The following is a 15,631-nucleotide window of genomic DNA, read 5'->3' as shown; positions in this document are numbered from 1 at the left end:
CTGCGCGCGAACCATCGAGAACAGAGTTATCGAGTCTAGTTCGCGTTCGCCCGACTCGCCGTACCGGCAGGTCAACCGTGCCGCGCGGCGGGGTTCGCGCGGCATCGGGCCAGTTCAGGAGGCGTGCGTGGAATCGCTTCTGCGACTCAGCGCGCTGTCCCGATGTCCGGGCGGTTTGGCCCGGTACATGGCCAGATCGGCATCGTGCAGGACCGCCTCGGGGGTGCGGCCGTCGCCGGGATGCAATGGGGTGATGCCGACCGAGGCATTGACCTGGATGCGATGCCCGCGCGCGATGATCGGCTCGGCCATGGTCTGGCGCAGCCGGGTGACCAGCGCCTCCAGATCCTCGCCGAGCGTGCGCCCGGAGAGCAGCACCAGGAATTCGTCGCCACCGATACGCCCGACGATATCGTCCGAGCGCAGTCCGCGCTGTAACCGCTGCGCCACGATCTGCAGCACGGTATCGCCGATGGCATGTCCGAGCGTGTCATTGATGCTCTTGAATCCGTCCAGGTCGATGAAGAGCACGGTGGATACCGGCAGCGATTCACTGGTGCCCAGTGCCGCCGCCAGCCGGGACAGCACCAGGGACCGATTGGCCAGCCCGGTCAGCGGATCGTGGGTGGCCTGGTACTCCAATTGCCTTCTGCTGGCCCGGAATTCGGTGATGTCATTGAAGGACGACACCGCCGCGGAGTTCGGATCCTCGGGATTGAGCAGCCGACTGCTCGCCGACAACCAGCGCCGCTGCCCGTCGGGCCGATCCACCCCGAAGACGAAGCGCGTCACCGTCTCCCCGGTCGCCAGTGTGCGGATCACCGGGTACCAGGACGGCGGCATCGGCTGGGCATTGGCGTCCAGCAGGCACAGCGGAATGTCATTGATATGCGTGCCGACGAGATCGTCCGCGTCGTATCCGAATATGCGCCGGGCCGCGGGATTCGCCGATTCGATACGCCCCTCCCGGTCGATGACGACCACCCCCTCCTCCAGTTGCGACACCACGGTGGTGAAGAACTGTTCGGCCCGCGCCTGGGCGGCCTCGGCGCGCCGCTGCGGGGTGAGGTCGTGCACCACCACCTGATAGGCGAGCCGGTCGTGCCAGGCGGTGAGCACCGACACCGTCTCGGCCTCGACGGTGCTGCCGTCACAGCGCACGAGCACCAATTCGGCGGGCTCGGAAGCGGTTCCGGCGATGGTGAGTCTGCGAATCCGCTCCAGCATGGCGGGCACATCGCGCGCCATGACGAAGTTGGCGACCGGCTGCCCGATGACATCGTCGTTGTGCTGGGCGCCGAGCAACCGCAGCATGGCCGGATTGGCGTACACGATCGTTCCGCGTTCGTGGACCACAACCCCGTCGGGGCTGTGCTCCACCAGCGTGCGGTACCGCTGGGCCAGCTGTTCGGCATCGGTCGGGGTATTTGCCCGATCGTTACCAACCACCTCAAGCACCCCCTGATCGTCGTTGAAACACGTCGCTGGAGCACGGCACTAAAGTGTGAACGGCAGGGTTTGCTGGAAACCCCACCGAACCTATTGGATCAATCACAGTTCCGCACAGCATCGGCCTGCTGATGGTGATCATTACAGGCAAAGGCTCTGGGAAGGAGCGATGCAATGCCTGGCACCAACCCCGTCCCCAACACTGCGGCACCGCACCAAGATCATATGACCATTGCCGGAATCGGTGCCGTCACCGGGTACGGCTGGGGTCGAGACGCCCTCTGGGAGGGTTTGCTGAGCGGTAAGCCCGCAGCCCGGCTCCATCCAGGGTACGGCCCAGAACGCGATCGGCACGGATGGGTTGCCCGCGTGCCGGACGGCGGCGATCCGGAGTTGGGACCGAGTCGCTATGTACGCGCGGTACAGGAATCGGTGCGCGAGGCGGTCGCCGACGCCACCGCGCGCGGTTGGCGGCCCGGTCGCACCGTGGGTCTGCTGCACGCCATCGTGCTGGGCAATGTGTACGAGTGGCGGGACTTCTATGTCGAGGATGACGGGCACCGCCGCGCCCGCGACTATCTGCGACTACTGCCCTCGACGCCGATTTCGAATCTGATGGGCGAGTTCGGTTTCCACGGCCCGGCCATGAATGTGACCGCGGCCTGCTCCTCGGCCAATGCCGGATTGATCACCGCGCAGCTGTGGCTGGCGCAGGGTTTCGCCGATGACGTGGTGGTGGTCGCCACCGATCTGTCCGGCACACCCGACATGGTCGAGCATTTCGAGGCGCTCGGGGCGGCGGTCACCGATGTGGAGCCCCTCGTCGCATGCCGCCCGTTCCAGGAGGGCAGTCGCGGATTCAGTTGGGGTGAGGCGTCGACGGCGTTCGTGGTGACCCGCGAGGCCGATCGGCCGTACGCGGCGGTGCTGGGCGGGGCCATGACCAATGACGGGTATCACGTTATCTCGGTGGATCCCTCGCATGAGCAGATCTTCGAGTGTGTGCGGCGCGCCCTGGCCAGTGCCGATGTGCGGCCCGAGGAGGTGGCGTACCTGAACTCGCACGGCTCGGGCACCCAGCAGTGCGATGACGCCGAAACCGCGCTGCTGGCGGATCTTTTCGACAATCGCCCGCTGGTCTGCGCGACCAAGCCTTTGACCGGGCACTGCCAGGCGGCGTCCGCGGGAGTCGAAGTGGCCGCGGTGGCAATGGGTTACGAGCGCGGACTGGTGGTGTCCGCGCCGGTCGTCGCACCCGCGCACGCCCGGCTCGCGGATGGGGTGGTCCCGGGTGGTGCGGGGATCACGGTGAAGACCGCACTCGGTATGGGCGGTAACAACTCCGCGCTGGTGCTCGGCCCCGTCGGCTGAGTCGGGTGCTGTCGGCCGTCGCTCAGTGCAGCGGGACAGACCAATTCAGTTTGGTGCCGGTCGTGTCCCGCCGCGGATACACCGCCAGCCGCCCACCGGACTCCTCGGCGCGATGCGCGAGATTGGCGAGCCCACTGGGCGTGATGCCGTCCGGAATCCCGCACCCGTTATCGGCGACGACGATGGTGAGATCGTCCGCCACCCCGATGTCGACGGTGATGGTATCGGCCCCCGAATGCCGGACCGCATTGCTGACCGCCTCGCGCACAACGGCTTCCGCGTGATCGGCGAGTGCGGGCTCCACCACCGACAGCGGTCCGGTGACGTGCATGAGCGCGCGGATACCGGTGGTGGTGGTCTGCTGTTTGATCGCGCGCTCCAACCGCTGGCGCAGTCGCGTGCTGTGCCCGTGGCCGCCGTGCAGGTCGAAGATGGAGGTGCGGATCTCCTCGACCACATCCTGCAGATCATTGATGGCATCGGTGAGCCGCTGCGTCACCTCGGGCACCCGGGTGCGCGGCACCGTGCCCTGGAGTGAGAGCCCGATGGCGAAGAGCCGCTGGATGACATGGTCGTGCAGATCCCGGGCGATGCGATCGCGATCGGTGAGAATGTCGAGTTCGCGCATGCGCCGCTGCGCCACCGCCAACTGCATCGCCAGCGCGGCCTGATCGGTGAAGGCCGCGATCAGCTCCACCAATTCGTCGGTGTACGGCGCGGATTCGGCCGAGCGCAAGATGATCAGCACACCGAGGGTGGAATCCGGGGTGTGCAGCGGCAGTATCAGTGCCGGTCCGATGACGGCGATGCGCTCGCCCAGGTGCACCCGCCGCGAATTGTCGAAACGCAGTGGCGTACGGGTGGTGAGCGCCTCACCGATGGCGGTGCCGACCGTGTCGACGGTGCTGCCGACCGGATTCTCACCGGGGCCGGACCACTGCGCGATCACCAATTCGGTGACCTCCTCCGGCGGCGTCTCCGGATCGGCCACCACCGCGAGCAGTGCCCGGTGTGATCCGGTGAGTTCGCGCGCGTGCTCCACCACGTGCGCGAGCACCTCCGCGGGATCGGTATCGGCCAGGAATTCGGTGGCGATATCGCGGGTGGCCTCGATCCACGCCTGTCGCGTGCGCGCGGATTCGTAGAGGCGGGCATTGTCCACTGCGATACCGGCGGCCGCGGCGAGGGCCTGCATGAGCACCTCGTCGTCCTCGGTGAAGGGGTGACCGCCGGTCTTCTCGGCCAGATAGAGGTGGCCGAACATCTCGCCGCGAATCCGCACCGGCACCCCGAGAAAGGTGTGCATGCGCGGATGATGCGGGGGGAATCCGACGGCGTCCGGATGATGCGTAACGTCCTCCAGTCGAACGGGTTCGGCCTGCCCGACCACCAGGCCGAGCACCCCTTTGCCCTCCGGCGGCGCGCCGATGTGCATCCGGGTGAGTTCGTCGATACCGTGCGAGATGAACTGGCTCAGCTGTTGATCGCGGCCCCGCACCGCGAGCGCACCGTAGCGGGCATCGACCAGACCGGTCGCCGCGCGCACGATGGTGTGCAGCGTCTGATCCAGATCGAGTCCGTAGGTGACCGCGAGCATGGCTTCCACCAGCCCGTCGATACGGTCACGGGCATCGATGATCTGCTCGACCCGATCCTTGACCTCGGTCAATAGTTCGCGCAATCGCAGCTGCGACAGCGTGTCTCGTACGGAGTAGGGACCGGTGCGATGAGTGTCGTACATGGTGGTCCTGGCTGTCCGGCGGATGCGCACACGGCATCCGGAATGGTACTCGCGAGGTGGTTGCCGAAGGGTTGTTGTTGCGGATGCACTTGCAGCACAGCCGAATTCATCCCATGCAACCATCCGCCAACTTTTTAACGGAAGAATTTCCAAAAAATAGCCCGGATTGGGACCTTAGCCCCTGTCGGCAGCCGTCGAGGCGTGTTGTCATGGGAGCGGGTTGCCGGGTCGGAATCGGGAAAGTGGGTCGGCTATGGGTGGGTTCGAAGTGTGGTCGAGTGGAACCGATGAGGATTTCGTGGTGACCACACGCGGACCGGTGCCGGCCGCCGAGGTGACCCGCGTGGTGCGCGGACTGGGCAGAATCCTGCGCCGCCACGGGGTGCAAGGGCCGGTGCGGGCACGCCTGCACTGGCCCGACTCCGAGGATGAGAACACCCTCGCGCAAATATCGATCCGGACGCTGGGGAAGGCGTTCCGGGTACAGGTCGCCGGGCCGGGACGCTTCGCGACCACCTTCGCATTGGAACGCCTCGACCTGCGGCTTGGCTGTCCACCGGAGGAAGCGTCTCGGCCCTGGCCCGACCCGGCGCGGCCGCCCCTGGCCGTGGTCACCGGTCCGCGCCCCATTGTGCGGCGCAAGGACTGTCGTTTACAGGTGGCCACGGCCGGGGCGGCCGCGCTGATCCTCGATGCCATGGATTACGACGCGCACCTATATATCGACGCCGAGACCGGCGCGGATGCCGTGGTCTGCTGGAGCGGACAGCTCGGTGCGCGGCCGTTGCGCCAGCATCGCGACAGCGTCCCGGCGCTGCACGAGGACGAGGCCGCCGCGCGCCTGTGCCTGGGCGGGGTGCCGTATCTGTTCTTCACCGATCCGGACACCCGCCGGGGTCGTCTGATCTATCGCCGATTCGACGGCGACCTGGCCTTGGTGACGGCCGCGGGCTCGGAGGAGCGCTCACGCGATCGCGGTTTGGCGCCCCGCGCCATCTCGGTGCCTTGTGTGCGCCGGATCATCCCGGAACAATCGAGCGCACAGCCGTCGTTGTGGTTCACGGACCGTCTCGTTCCGGAGTGACGTAGCGCGCAATTTATATCGTGTGACCAGCGTTTCAGCGTGCGTGACCGAACTTGTCGGTGGTCGCGCCTAGCATGGCGTCGCGGGGGCTATGTCTTGATGCCGAAACGTTGGAAGGATGGCCGGTGGCGGATCGCCTGACGGTGCGTGGAGCGCGGGAACACAATCTCAAAGGGGTCGATCTCGACCTACCCCGCGACAGTCTCATCGTGTTCACCGGTCTGTCCGGGTCCGGTAAGTCTTCGCTGGCGTTCGACACGATCTTCGCCGAGGGACAGCGCCGGTATGTGGAGTCGCTGTCGGCGTACGCCCGGCAATTCCTCGGACAGATGGACAAGCCCGATGTGGACTTCATCGAGGGGCTCTCGCCCGCGGTGTCCATCGATCAGAAGTCGACCAATCGCAATCCGCGGTCGACCGTGGGCACCATTACCGAGGTCTACGACTATCTGCGTCTGCTGTTCGCGCGCGCGGGCACGCCGCACTGCCCGACCTGTGGTCATCTCATCGAGAAGCAGTCGCCACAGCAGATCGTGGATCAGGTGCTCGCCATGCAGGAGGGCATCAAATTCCAGGTGCTCGCACCCGTGGTGCGTACCCGCAAGGGCGAATTCGTCGATCTCTTCGAATCCTTGAACGGGCAGGGCTACTCGCGGGTGCGGGTCGACGGCGTGGTGTATCCGCTGACCGAACCGCCCAAGCTGAAGAAGCAGGAGAAGCACGATGTCGAGGTGGTCGTCGACCGGCTCGCCGTGAAGCCCAGCTCCAAACAGCGTCTGACCGATTCGATCGAGACCGCGCTGCGCCTGGCCGACGGCATCGTGGTGCTGGACTTCGTGGATCGCGATGAGCACGCGCACGATCGGGAGCGGCGCTTCTCCGAGCGACTGGCCTGCCCGAACGGGCATCCGCTCGATATCGAGGATCTCGAGCCGCGGTCGTTCTCGTTCAACTCGCCCTACGGCGCCTGCCCGGACTGCACCGGTCTCGGTATTCGCAAGGAGGTCGATCCGGATCTCGTTGTGCCCGATACCGAGTTGAGTCTGGGCGAGGGTGCGATCGCGCCGTGGTCGCGCGGGCAGACCGCCGAATACTTCACCCGGCTGCTGTCGGGCTTGGCCGAGGCCATGGGGTTCTCCATGGACACCGCCTGGCAGGATCTGCCGCCGAAGGCGCGAAAGGCCGTGCTGGAGGGCAGTTCCGAGCAGGTGCACGTCTCGTACACCAACCGGTACGGCCGCAAGCGTTCGTACTACGCCGATTTCGAAGGTGTGATGCCGTTCCTGCAGCGGCGCATGGAGAGCACCGAATCGGAGTCGGCCAAGGAGTACTACGACGGGTACATGCGGGACATCCCGTGCCCGGTCTGCAATGGCGCGCGGCTGCGGCCGGAGATCCTCGCGGTCACGCTGCGAGCGGGCAAGGCGGATAAGTCGATTGCCGATATCTCCGATCTGTCCATCGGTGACGCCGCGGACTTCCTGAACTCGCTCACCCTGGACGACCGGCAGGCTGCGATCGCCGCGCAGGTGATCAAGGAGATTCAGGCGCGACTGGGCTTCCTGCTCGATGTCGGCCTGCAGTATCTGACCCTGTCGCGAGCGGCGGCCACGCTCTCCGGTGGTGAGGCGCAGCGTATTCGGCTTGCCACACAGATCGGTTCGGGCCTGGTCGGTGTGCTTTACGTGTTGGACGAGCCGTCCATCGGCCTGCATCAGCGCGATAACCGGCGACTGATCGAAACCCTCACGCGGCTCAAGAAACTCGGCAATACGCTGATCGTGGTCGAGCATGACGAGGACACCATCCACGCCTCGGATTGGGTGGTCGATATCGGCCCGCTCGCCGGTGAGCACGGTGGTGAGGTGGTGTACTCCGGACCGTATCCGGGACTGCTGACCGATAAGCGATCCCTCACCGGCGCTTACCTTTCCGGTCGCGAGAGCATCGAGATTCCGCTCGTGCGCCGTCCCGCGGACAAGAAGAAGCAGCTCACCGTGGTCGGCGCGGTCGAACACAATCTGCGCGATATCGATGTGAGCTTCCCGCTGGGCATTCTCACCTCGATCACCGGTGTCTCCGGCTCCGGTAAGTCGACGCTCGTCAATGACATTCTGGCCACCGTGCTGGCGAACAAACTCAATGGCGCGCGCCAGGTTCCGGGTCGGCACACCCGGGTGAACGGTCTCGATCACCTGGACAAGCTGGTGCAGGTGGATCAGTCGCCCATCGGCCGCACCCCGCGTTCGAACGCCGCCACCTACACCGGTGTCTTCGACAAGATCCGCACCCTGTTCGCCGCCACCACCGAGGCCAAGGTGCGCGGCTATCAGCCGGGTCGTTTCTCCTTCAATGTGAAGGGCGGCCGCTGCGAAGCCTGTTCGGGCGACGGCACTTTGAAGATCGAGATGAACTTCCTGCCGGACGTATACGTCCCCTGCGAGGTCTGCCACGGCGCTCGCTACAACCGGGAAACCCTCGAGGTGCATTACAAGGGCAAGACCATCGCCGAGGTCCTGGATATGCCGATCGAGGAGGCCGCCGAATTCTTCGAACCGGTCACCTCCATTCACCGGTATCTCGCGACGCTGGTCGATGTCGGCCTCGGCTATGTGCGCCTGGGCCAGCCCGCACCGACCCTGTCCGGTGGTGAGGCGCAGCGCGTGAAGCTGGCCGCCGAACTCCAGAAGCGCTCCACCGGTCGCACCATCTACATCCTCGACGAGCCCACCACCGGCCTGCACTTCGAAGACATCCGCAAACTGCTCAAGGTCATCAACGGCCTGGTCGACAAGGGCAACTCGGTCATCGTCATCGAACACAACCTGGACGTCATCAAAACCTCCGACTGGGTCATCGATATGGGCCCCGAAGGCGGTTCCGGCGGCGGTATGGTCATCGCCGAGGGCACCCCGGAAGATATTGCGGCGGTAGCCGACAGCTACACCGGCCAATTCCTCAAGGGCGTTCTCGATGCCCAGCCCCCAGTTCCCGCCAAGGCCGTAGCCGCCAAGAAGACCCCGGCCAAGAAGGCCGGCGCCAAGACGACCACATCGAGCAACGGCAGTTCGGCCAAGAAGACCACGGCGGCGGAAAAGAAGCCCGCCGACGCCGCGGCGAAGAAGGCGGCGGCAGCCCGCCGAAAGGCAGCCGCCCTGCGCTGATCTGCGGTGCACCAGCGGAAATGCCCTCCCGAGAGAGATTTCGGTGGGGGCATTTCGCTGCCGATCTGGAGCCGCGATGAAACGGGTGGTGCTATTTTGGTGCTATGTCGAATCTGAACCTGCGGCTACCCGATGACCTGCACACCGCTGCCGCCGCTGAAGCCGAAGCAGCCCACCTGTCTCTGAACAGCGCGATCTGCGACGCACTTCGCGCCTGGGTCGCGGCCCGCGCGCTCAGCCGCCGAGAGGACGCGATCCTGGACCGAGTCATGAAGGAAGATGCCGATCTCCTCGAGATGATCCGAAGGGCTGAATAGTGCGGCCGGAAGCCCTCATCAAATGCAATCAGCGAGTCACCGAGGGGCGCGGCGGGATCCGGGACCTCGGCCTGGTTGCCGCGGCCGCGACGCGGGCCGATCAGATTGTATTGGGCAAAGAGGCGTACCCGACCCCGGAACTGAAGGCGGCGGCCGTCTTTCAGTCCGTCATCCGTGAGCAGCCGTTTACCGAGGGCAATAAAATGACCGCCTGGGTCGCGGTCCGGCTTCTCCTCGGCTGTTATGGACTCGCTCCCAGCGCTGCGGCCGGAGCTGTAGTGGCCCTGATCGATACCGTTGATACGAAGCGGACAGACGTCGCCTGGATCGCTGCCCGATTCGGCGTTCGGCCGCAGTAGTACCTGTCCTGGATTCACTTCGGGCTGACGGTTACAGCATGGCCGCGGGGGTGGCGGCAACGAGGCCGCCGTCGATGATCAGATCTTGACCGTTGACGTACGACGCCTCGTGCGAAGCAAGGAATGCGACCGCTGCGGCCACATCCTCGGCGGTGCCGAGTCTCCCGGCTGCGACGGCCGAGATCACGTCGGAATGTGCTGTGTCCGAGACGTTCTCGTGGAACATGGGGGTGGTGATGTAGCCGGGGCTCACCGAGTTCACTCGGATGCGGCGGGGTGCGAGGTCTGCGGCCAGGGTGTGGCCGAGGTTGTGCACGGCGGCTTTGGTCGCGGCGTAGACCGTCGCACCGGGGATGCCGCGATGCAGCGTCCAGGATGCGTTGATCACGATGGCCGATCCGTCGATCAGCGGGGGAAGTGCTTGCTGGATGGTGAAATACACGCCCTTGAAGTTGATTCCGATCACTCTGTCGAATTCGTCTGCGCTGACCTGGTCGATCGGTTCGAATGAACCGATACCGGCATTGGCGAACAGCACGTCCAGTCGTCCGTAGCGATTGCCGATGGCCTCGAACAGTGTGTTGCGGTCGCTGGTTGCACCCACGTCACCGGGTACCGCGAGAATGCGTTCGGCCGCGGCGCCTTGCGGCAGTTCGCGGCCGAGTTCGGTCGCGGCGGCATCGAGGCGGGTCTTATCGCGGCCGGTGATGATCACGCTCGCCCCCTCGGCCAGCAGCCGATGCGCGGCCGCCAACCCCATCCCGCTGGTGCCACCGGTGACGAGAGCGATCTTGTCCTGGAATCGAGAGCTGCTGTGCGTCATATGATTCAGCCTGCCGACTCCCGCCGCGGCCGAACAGTGTGCAGTCAACCTGGGTCCACCACCACCAGGCTGACCGCTACGCGGTCGCCGAGTGCGCCGGGTGGCGGGTTGCTGTCTCTGCGAGTTGCTCTTCCACTCGCTTGCGGGTCCCGGTTCCGGGCTGCGGGTTGTACAGCTCGAGATACCAACTCGGGCGGTCGATTACCGCGAGAGTGGTGGTGTCGAAGTACAGGTCGCCTGCGTCGGGATGGCGCACGGCTTTGACCCCCTGTGTCGGTGTCGCCACATCGTGCTGTGTCCACAGTCGCGCGAACTCCGGGCTGACCGCGCTGAGCTGACCGACCAAGCGCTGCAATCCCGGATCTCCCGGTAGGTGCGCCGCCTCGGCCCGGAAGGCCGCCACCACCGCGGGGGCGACCTGCGCCCACCGCGGGTGGATCCCGTGATACCGGGGATTGGTGAAGAACGAGATCAGGCAGTTCTGATCACTCTCGTCGTATCCGAACACCGCCCGGGTCGCATTGTTGACAGCGAGGATATTCCAGTACCGATCGCGCAGTAGCGCCGGTTGCGGCGTCCACGCGTCGATCAGCCGCCGCAGCTCCGGACTCACCTCGACGTTCGGAAGTTCTTGCGCGGGTGGGGGATTCAGCCCGGCGAGGACGAACAGGTGCGCCCGCTCGGGCTGGCTCAAGTGAAGTGCGCGGCCGATGGCGTCGAGTACTTCGGCGGAGACGTTGATATCGCGGCCCTGTTCGAGCCAGGTGTACCAGGAGACCCCGACACCGGCGAGCAGCGCGACCTCCTCTCTGCGGAGGCCGGGGGTGCGGCGCTTGCCCGCCGGTGCGAGGCCGACGTCGCCGGGCGCCAATCGCGCTCGGCGGGTCCGCAGGAAATCCCGGAGTTGTTCCCGTCGCTGCTGTTTCGTTGCCGCTGATTCGCCGACCATCTTTGGGACAACACCGGTGACAACCGGGTTACTCCGGTGCCGGTGCCGCTGTGGCCCTTCCTACTTCGCGAGAGGGGATTAAGGCCCTCTCCCCGGACCGCTGCGCCGCCGAGACTGGTGAGAGACCGGGCAGAGCGACTGCTCGTCAGCAGGGAAGGCATAGCCATGAAGGTCGAGGATGTTCTCGCCGCGGCGAAGGATTCCATCACGGTGCGGCGGGTCTACGCCGAACCGGTCGAGCGGGACGGGACGACGGTTATCGCCGCCGCCGCGGTATCGGGTGGCGGTGGCGGTGGCGGCGGCACCGACGGCGGTGGTCAGGAGGGTTCCGGCGGCGGGTTCGGTGTGGGCGCGAAACCGGTCGGCGCCTACGTGATTCAGGACGGGCGGGTGAGCTGGCTGCCCGCCGTCGATGTCAATCGGCTGATGACGGTGCTGGGCGTGGTCGTAGTCGCGGGTCTGGCCATCGGTGCGCGCATTGTGAAAGTGCGGGCGAGTCAGGGCTGTTCGGCGTGCGCGCCGTGACGACTGGTGGACCGCTGCCGATTGGCTCGGCGTTCGTAGCCGTCGCCCGGTGCGTGATGACGTCGCTCGGTTTGCTGCTGCGGAGCCGGGTGCGGGTGCCGCGTGGAAACCGCGGGCTGCGTGTGGGTTTCGCCGATGGGACGTCGGCGTTCGTCTTCCGGGAGACGGTGATCGATCGCCCGGCACCGCGCGATCCGTGCGTGCTTGTGGTGACCTTCGCACTGCGGGCGGTGCGCGGTCGCGGCCATGCCCTGTTCCGCCGGGAGAGTCTGCTGAACACATTGCTCTTCGCGGGTTTTCCGGGCTTGGTCTCCAAGCTGTGGCTGACCGATGATCAGCGGGGCCGGTATCGCGGGCTTTACGAGTGGGATGGACCGGAATCGGCTACCGCGTATGCCGGCGCGCTGTGGCGGGTACTGGCTTTGGTCAGTGCGCCGGGCTCCATCGACTATCGGGTGCTCCCCGGGCTCGATCGCACCGGCCTTTTCGAGCAGCTGCCCCACGGTACGGAACAGGCCGACGGTTCGCAGTGGTGGCGGGTCACCGAGGTCGGTGCCGTGGCGGCGACCCGGTGAACGCGAGCACCGGCTGCCTCGACCGAAATCGGGCAGCCGGTGCGGACCGGATCCCAGACCGGCCCCCACCGATTCCGGTGGCGGGGTCCGGGTGGAGCGGAGGCTACTTGGCGTCGGAGCTCAGCCGCGCTGCGGCCTCGGCCTCGGTGAGTTTGCCGAAGTCGAGCTTGACGAGTTGGTCGGCGAGGTGGAAGTAGCGGTCGTCGTGGGTGATGACGATGACCGTCTTGTTCCGCGCCTTCAACTCGGCCAGGATCTCGGTGTAGAACACATCGCGGAACTTGGGTTCCTGATCGGCGGCCCACTCGTCGAAGAGGTAGATCGAGCGGTCCTCCAGTAGGGCGGTCAACAGTGCCAACCGCTTCCGCTGACCCTGTGACAGGTCGATGGTGGAGAGCTTGCCGTCCTTGACGGTCACCTTGTGCGCGATCTGCAGCTCTTCGAGATAGTGCCGCACCTCCTCGTCGATGCCGGGGCGATCGAAGCCGAGGTAGTCCTCGAAGAGATGGAAATCGGTGAAGATGGCCGACGCGTTCTGCCGGAACCACTCGATGTTCTCGTGGTCGATACGCTCACCATTGAGGGTCACCGTGCCGGTGCGCGGCACGTACAGCCCGGTGATGAGCTTGGCGAGCGTCGACTTACCACTGCCGTTGCCGCCGACGATGAAGGTGATCTGACCGGGTTCGAAGGTGAGATCGATCGGCCCCAAACGGAATCCGTCACCCTCACCCGCCTCCGGCATTGCCGTCATCGGCACCGGCCGCGCATCGCGTCCACCGTGGTCGACCCAGCGGTGCCCGTTCACATCCGGTCCGGTGGGATGCCCACCGCGCCGCGGCGGCGGCGGACCGCCCGGCCGATGCGCGCCCACGCCACCGGGATGGCTGCCCGGCGCACCCGGTCGTCCGCCCGGATGTGGCGGCGCCCCTTCGGGATTCGCGCCTTCGGGATGCGGTCCGGCGGGCGGTGCGCCCACCCGATCCGGGCGTGCGCCCGGTCGCGCCGGACGTCCACCGGGATGCTGGCCGATCCCCGGCGGCGGTCCGCCGGGACCCTCGTCCAGCGGTGACGGCGCCTCGAACCGGTAGTTGTAGCCGACCCCCATCAGCTCGAGTCGCGCCTCGGTGGCCGGGGCCCGATCGGTGTACGGCAGCAGATCCTCGTTATGCATGGTCTCCATGGAGAGGTTCATGCCGCGAATCTTGGCCAGCGCCACATCACCTCGGAGCAGATCCGGAATGCGATGCATGAAGTTCTGCATGGGCATGGCCAGGAAGGTGGTGACCAGCACGTACCCGACCATCACATCCTGGTGCACGCCAAGGGATTTGGCGACCACGAACAGAATCAGCGCCATGGTGGCCAGCTGTAGCGCCTGGCCGAGCCCCTGGCCGATGGAGAACCGCGACCCGGCCTCCACATTCTGATCCCGCAGTGCCCGAGCGGATCCGAGCAGATGCCGCTCCATGAAGTCGCGTCGCCGTCCGCGATGCAGTTTGAGCTCCTTGATGCCGAGCGTCACCGCCTGGAAGGAGCGCAGCAGGGCATCGTCGTTCTCGCGCGCCTCGCGGTAGAGCACCCGCACCCGCTTGAGGAACAGCTCCACCGAGGAGATGCCGATAATGGTGCCTGCCAACGTGATCGCGAAGATCGGCCCCGACAGCACCACCAGGAAGATGAAGCAGCCGATGATCGTCGCCACATCGACGGCGATGCTCGGAATCGCGGTGACGGCCTGCGACAGCGATCGCACATCCTCGGTGAGGGTGGCCATCAGCCGGTGCATACCGAGGCGTTCGAGGTGCTCCAGCGGAGCCGAGACGATGCCCGAGCTCAGCTCCGCGCGGAGCCGGTAGATGGCGTCCTGGGCCAGTCGCACCAGCAGTACCTGCGAGAGCACGCCGCTCACCAGGATCACCAGTCCGGTGAGCGCGAAGCTCGCGACGGTGACCTGCGGATGCGGTTCGGGCGATACGACGCCGCGGATCAGGGTCACCAGGTACGTATTGGCAGCGCCGCAGATCAGACCGGCGGCGATGACGGCCACGATCCGCATCCACGAGATGGAGATGAGGAATCTGATGAGTTGCATGGCTTGCTCTCTGAAAGATGCTGTGCGCGAATACTGTCAGCGGACGATGTCGAAGATGATGCCTTCGAGCGTCACACCCGGCGCGAAGGAGAACGCGACGCCGGTGGAGAGGGGCTTGGGCGAATCCGCCTGCCGCGCCATCTCTTCCAGCACGAAGATCAGCGAGACGCTCAGCATATTGCCGTAGCGTGCCAGCACATCCCAGCTCACCGCGGCCTGCTCGACCGGGATGCCGAGGGAGGCGGCGGACTGCTCGATGATCTTGGGTCCACCCGGGTGGATGGCCCACAGGTCGATATCGGACTTGTCGAGTCCGTTGCGCCGCAACACATCCGAGACCACCGGGTCGACCCCGCGCAGAATGTACTGCGGCAGGTTCTCCGAGAGTTCGCAGGTGATGCCGTTATCGTTGACGCCGAGCACGATGCCGTCCTCGGCCTCGTCGAACAGGTAGCTGAAGCTGTCCCGGATGACGATCTTGCCTGGGGCGAGCTGCTGATGCGGCTGGCCCGCGCCGATCACGACGGCTCCGCAGCCGTCGCCGAAGAGGCTGTGCGTGATGACATCATTGATATCGTCGTCGAAAACCGCGTTCACCGAGCTGATTTCGATGCAGATGAGCATGGACTTCTTGTCCGGATGGGCCCGGACGTAATCCACCGCGGTGCGCATACCGTTCATGGCGGCGGCGCAACCCATGAAGTTCACCACCACGCGGCTCACGGCGGGGGATAGGCCGAGCGCCTTGACCACGGCCACATCCACACCGGGCGCGATGAATCCGGTGCTGGTCACGAAGATCAGCTGGCCGATCTGCGCGGCCGGATCGTCGAGTCCGGCGACCGCGCGCCGGGCCACGTCGATCGCCAGCGGTGCGGCGTGCTCGTAGAACAGGTTCATCCGCTCGCGAATGGTCGCGGGCTCGGAGCTGAACGGCAGGAACTCCGCGTCCAGCGGATCGATGGCCAGGCGGCGCGTATCGATCCGGGTCTTCTGGTAGATCCGCGGAATGCGGGCCTGCTGGGCCGGATCGGTGAAGCGTTCGGCGACCCGCAGTGCCGCCTCGGCCTGATCGATGACCGGCAACGGCGATCCCGTCGCGATGCTCTCGATAACGCCGACGGTGGTCGGCGGGGCCGGCGGCAGTGCCGTCTCGATCATGCCGTACCCGTGCTGACC

The 15,631-nt window shown here is 66.0% G+C and carries 13 protein-coding genes; 7 read left to right on the top strand and 6 right to left on the bottom strand.

Translation table 11 applies throughout. The features are described from left to right. Window positions 1-114: 114 nt before the first annotated feature. On the bottom strand, window positions 115-1,458 hold the full coding sequence (locus OHB26_RS36690) for a diguanylate cyclase domain-containing protein (RefSeq protein WP_330181827.1): 1,344 nt from the start codon (window positions 1,456-1,458) through the stop codon (window positions 115-117). Window positions 1,459-1,623: 165 nt separating this feature from the next. On the opposite strand from OHB26_RS36690, the gene OHB26_RS36685 reads away from it, so the two are divergent. Next, a complete protein-coding gene (locus tag OHB26_RS36685) occupies window positions 1,624-2,820 on the top strand; it encodes a beta-ketoacyl synthase N-terminal-like domain-containing protein (protein ID WP_330181826.1) in 1,197 nt (398 codons plus the stop codon). Between the two features lie 22 nt (window positions 2,821-2,842). Here the strand turns inward: OHB26_RS36685 and OHB26_RS36680 are convergent, their stop codons facing one another. After that, window positions 2,843-4,561 (bottom strand): sensor histidine kinase, encoded by a 1,719-nt coding sequence (locus OHB26_RS36680; protein WP_330181825.1) that lies wholly within the window; start codon window positions 4,559-4,561, stop codon window positions 2,843-2,845. A 301-nt stretch (window positions 4,562-4,862) separates the two neighbouring features. Here OHB26_RS36680 and OHB26_RS36675 point away from each other — a divergent pair, with 301 nt between their 5' ends. The 4 genes from OHB26_RS36675 to OHB26_RS36660 all read left to right on the top strand — a co-directional run bounded on the left by OHB26_RS36675 (window position 4,863) and on the right by OHB26_RS36660 (window position 9,485). Beyond that, window positions 4,863-5,645 carry a hypothetical protein gene (locus OHB26_RS36675; RefSeq protein ID WP_330181824.1) on the top strand — a complete coding sequence of 261 codons (783 nt, stop codon included), beginning with the start codon at window positions 4,863-4,865 and terminating at the stop codon, window positions 5,643-5,645. A 125-nt stretch (window positions 5,646-5,770) separates the two neighbouring features. Then, window positions 5,771-8,809 carry an excinuclease ABC subunit UvrA gene (uvrA, locus tag OHB26_RS36670; protein ID WP_330181823.1) on the top strand — a complete coding sequence of 1,013 codons (3,039 nt, stop codon included), beginning with the start codon at window positions 5,771-5,773 and terminating at the stop codon, window positions 8,807-8,809. A gap of 104 nt (window positions 8,810-8,913) precedes the next feature. After that, the gene (locus OHB26_RS36665; RefSeq protein ID WP_330181822.1) at window positions 8,914-9,126 is read left to right on the top strand and encodes a toxin-antitoxin system HicB family antitoxin; all 213 of its coding nucleotides are present in this window, start codon (window positions 8,914-8,916) and stop codon (window positions 9,124-9,126) included. Continuing rightward, window positions 9,126-9,485, top strand: coding sequence for a type II toxin-antitoxin system death-on-curing family toxin (locus tag OHB26_RS36660; protein ID WP_330181821.1), 360 nt, complete (start codon window positions 9,126-9,128; stop codon window positions 9,483-9,485). Before OHB26_RS36665 ends, OHB26_RS36660 begins: the two co-directional genes overlap by 1 nt. Window positions 9,486-9,516: 31 nt before the next feature. Here the strand turns inward: OHB26_RS36660 and OHB26_RS36655 are convergent, their stop codons facing one another. Continuing rightward, window positions 9,517-10,308, bottom strand: coding sequence for an SDR family NAD(P)-dependent oxidoreductase (locus OHB26_RS36655; RefSeq protein WP_330181820.1), 792 nt, complete (start codon window positions 10,306-10,308; stop codon window positions 9,517-9,519). A 76-nt stretch (window positions 10,309-10,384) separates the two neighbouring features. After that, window positions 10,385-11,257, bottom strand: coding sequence for a helix-turn-helix transcriptional regulator (locus OHB26_RS36650; protein ID WP_330181819.1), 873 nt, complete (start codon window positions 11,255-11,257; stop codon window positions 10,385-10,387). A 165-nt stretch (window positions 11,258-11,422) separates the two neighbouring features. On the opposite strand from OHB26_RS36650, the gene OHB26_RS36645 reads away from it, so the two are divergent. Both OHB26_RS36645 and OHB26_RS36640 read left to right on the top strand, forming a co-directional pair. After that, a complete protein-coding gene (locus OHB26_RS36645; protein WP_330181818.1) occupies window positions 11,423-11,782 on the top strand; it encodes a spore germination protein GerW family protein in 360 nt (119 codons plus the stop codon). Window positions 11,783-11,838: 56 nt separating this feature from the next. Then, window positions 11,839-12,357: a hypothetical protein gene (locus OHB26_RS36640; RefSeq protein WP_330181817.1), complete on the top strand. Its 519-nt coding sequence runs from the start codon at window positions 11,839-11,841 to the stop codon at window positions 12,355-12,357. A gap of 103 nt (window positions 12,358-12,460) precedes the next feature. On the opposite strand, the gene OHB26_RS36635 is transcribed toward OHB26_RS36640, so the two are convergent. Next, complete coding sequence (locus tag OHB26_RS36635) at window positions 12,461-14,452, bottom strand: ATP-binding cassette domain-containing protein (RefSeq protein ID WP_330181816.1); 1,992 nt, start codon at window positions 14,450-14,452, stop codon at window positions 12,461-12,463. Window positions 14,453-14,488: 36 nt separating this feature from the next. After that, window positions 14,489-15,613 carry a type III polyketide synthase gene (locus tag OHB26_RS36630; protein ID WP_330185895.1) on the bottom strand — a complete coding sequence of 375 codons (1,125 nt, stop codon included), beginning with the start codon at window positions 15,611-15,613 and terminating at the stop codon, window positions 14,489-14,491. Window positions 15,614-15,631 lie beyond the last annotated feature (18 nt).

The sequence above is a fragment of the Nocardia sp. NBC_01503 genome (assembly GCF_036327755.1).
Taxonomy (GTDB): Bacteria; Actinomycetota; Actinomycetes; order Mycobacteriales; family Mycobacteriaceae; genus Nocardia.
The sequence above is the reverse complement of the archived record's forward strand: the minus strand, read 5'-3'. Positions and strand labels throughout refer to the sequence as shown.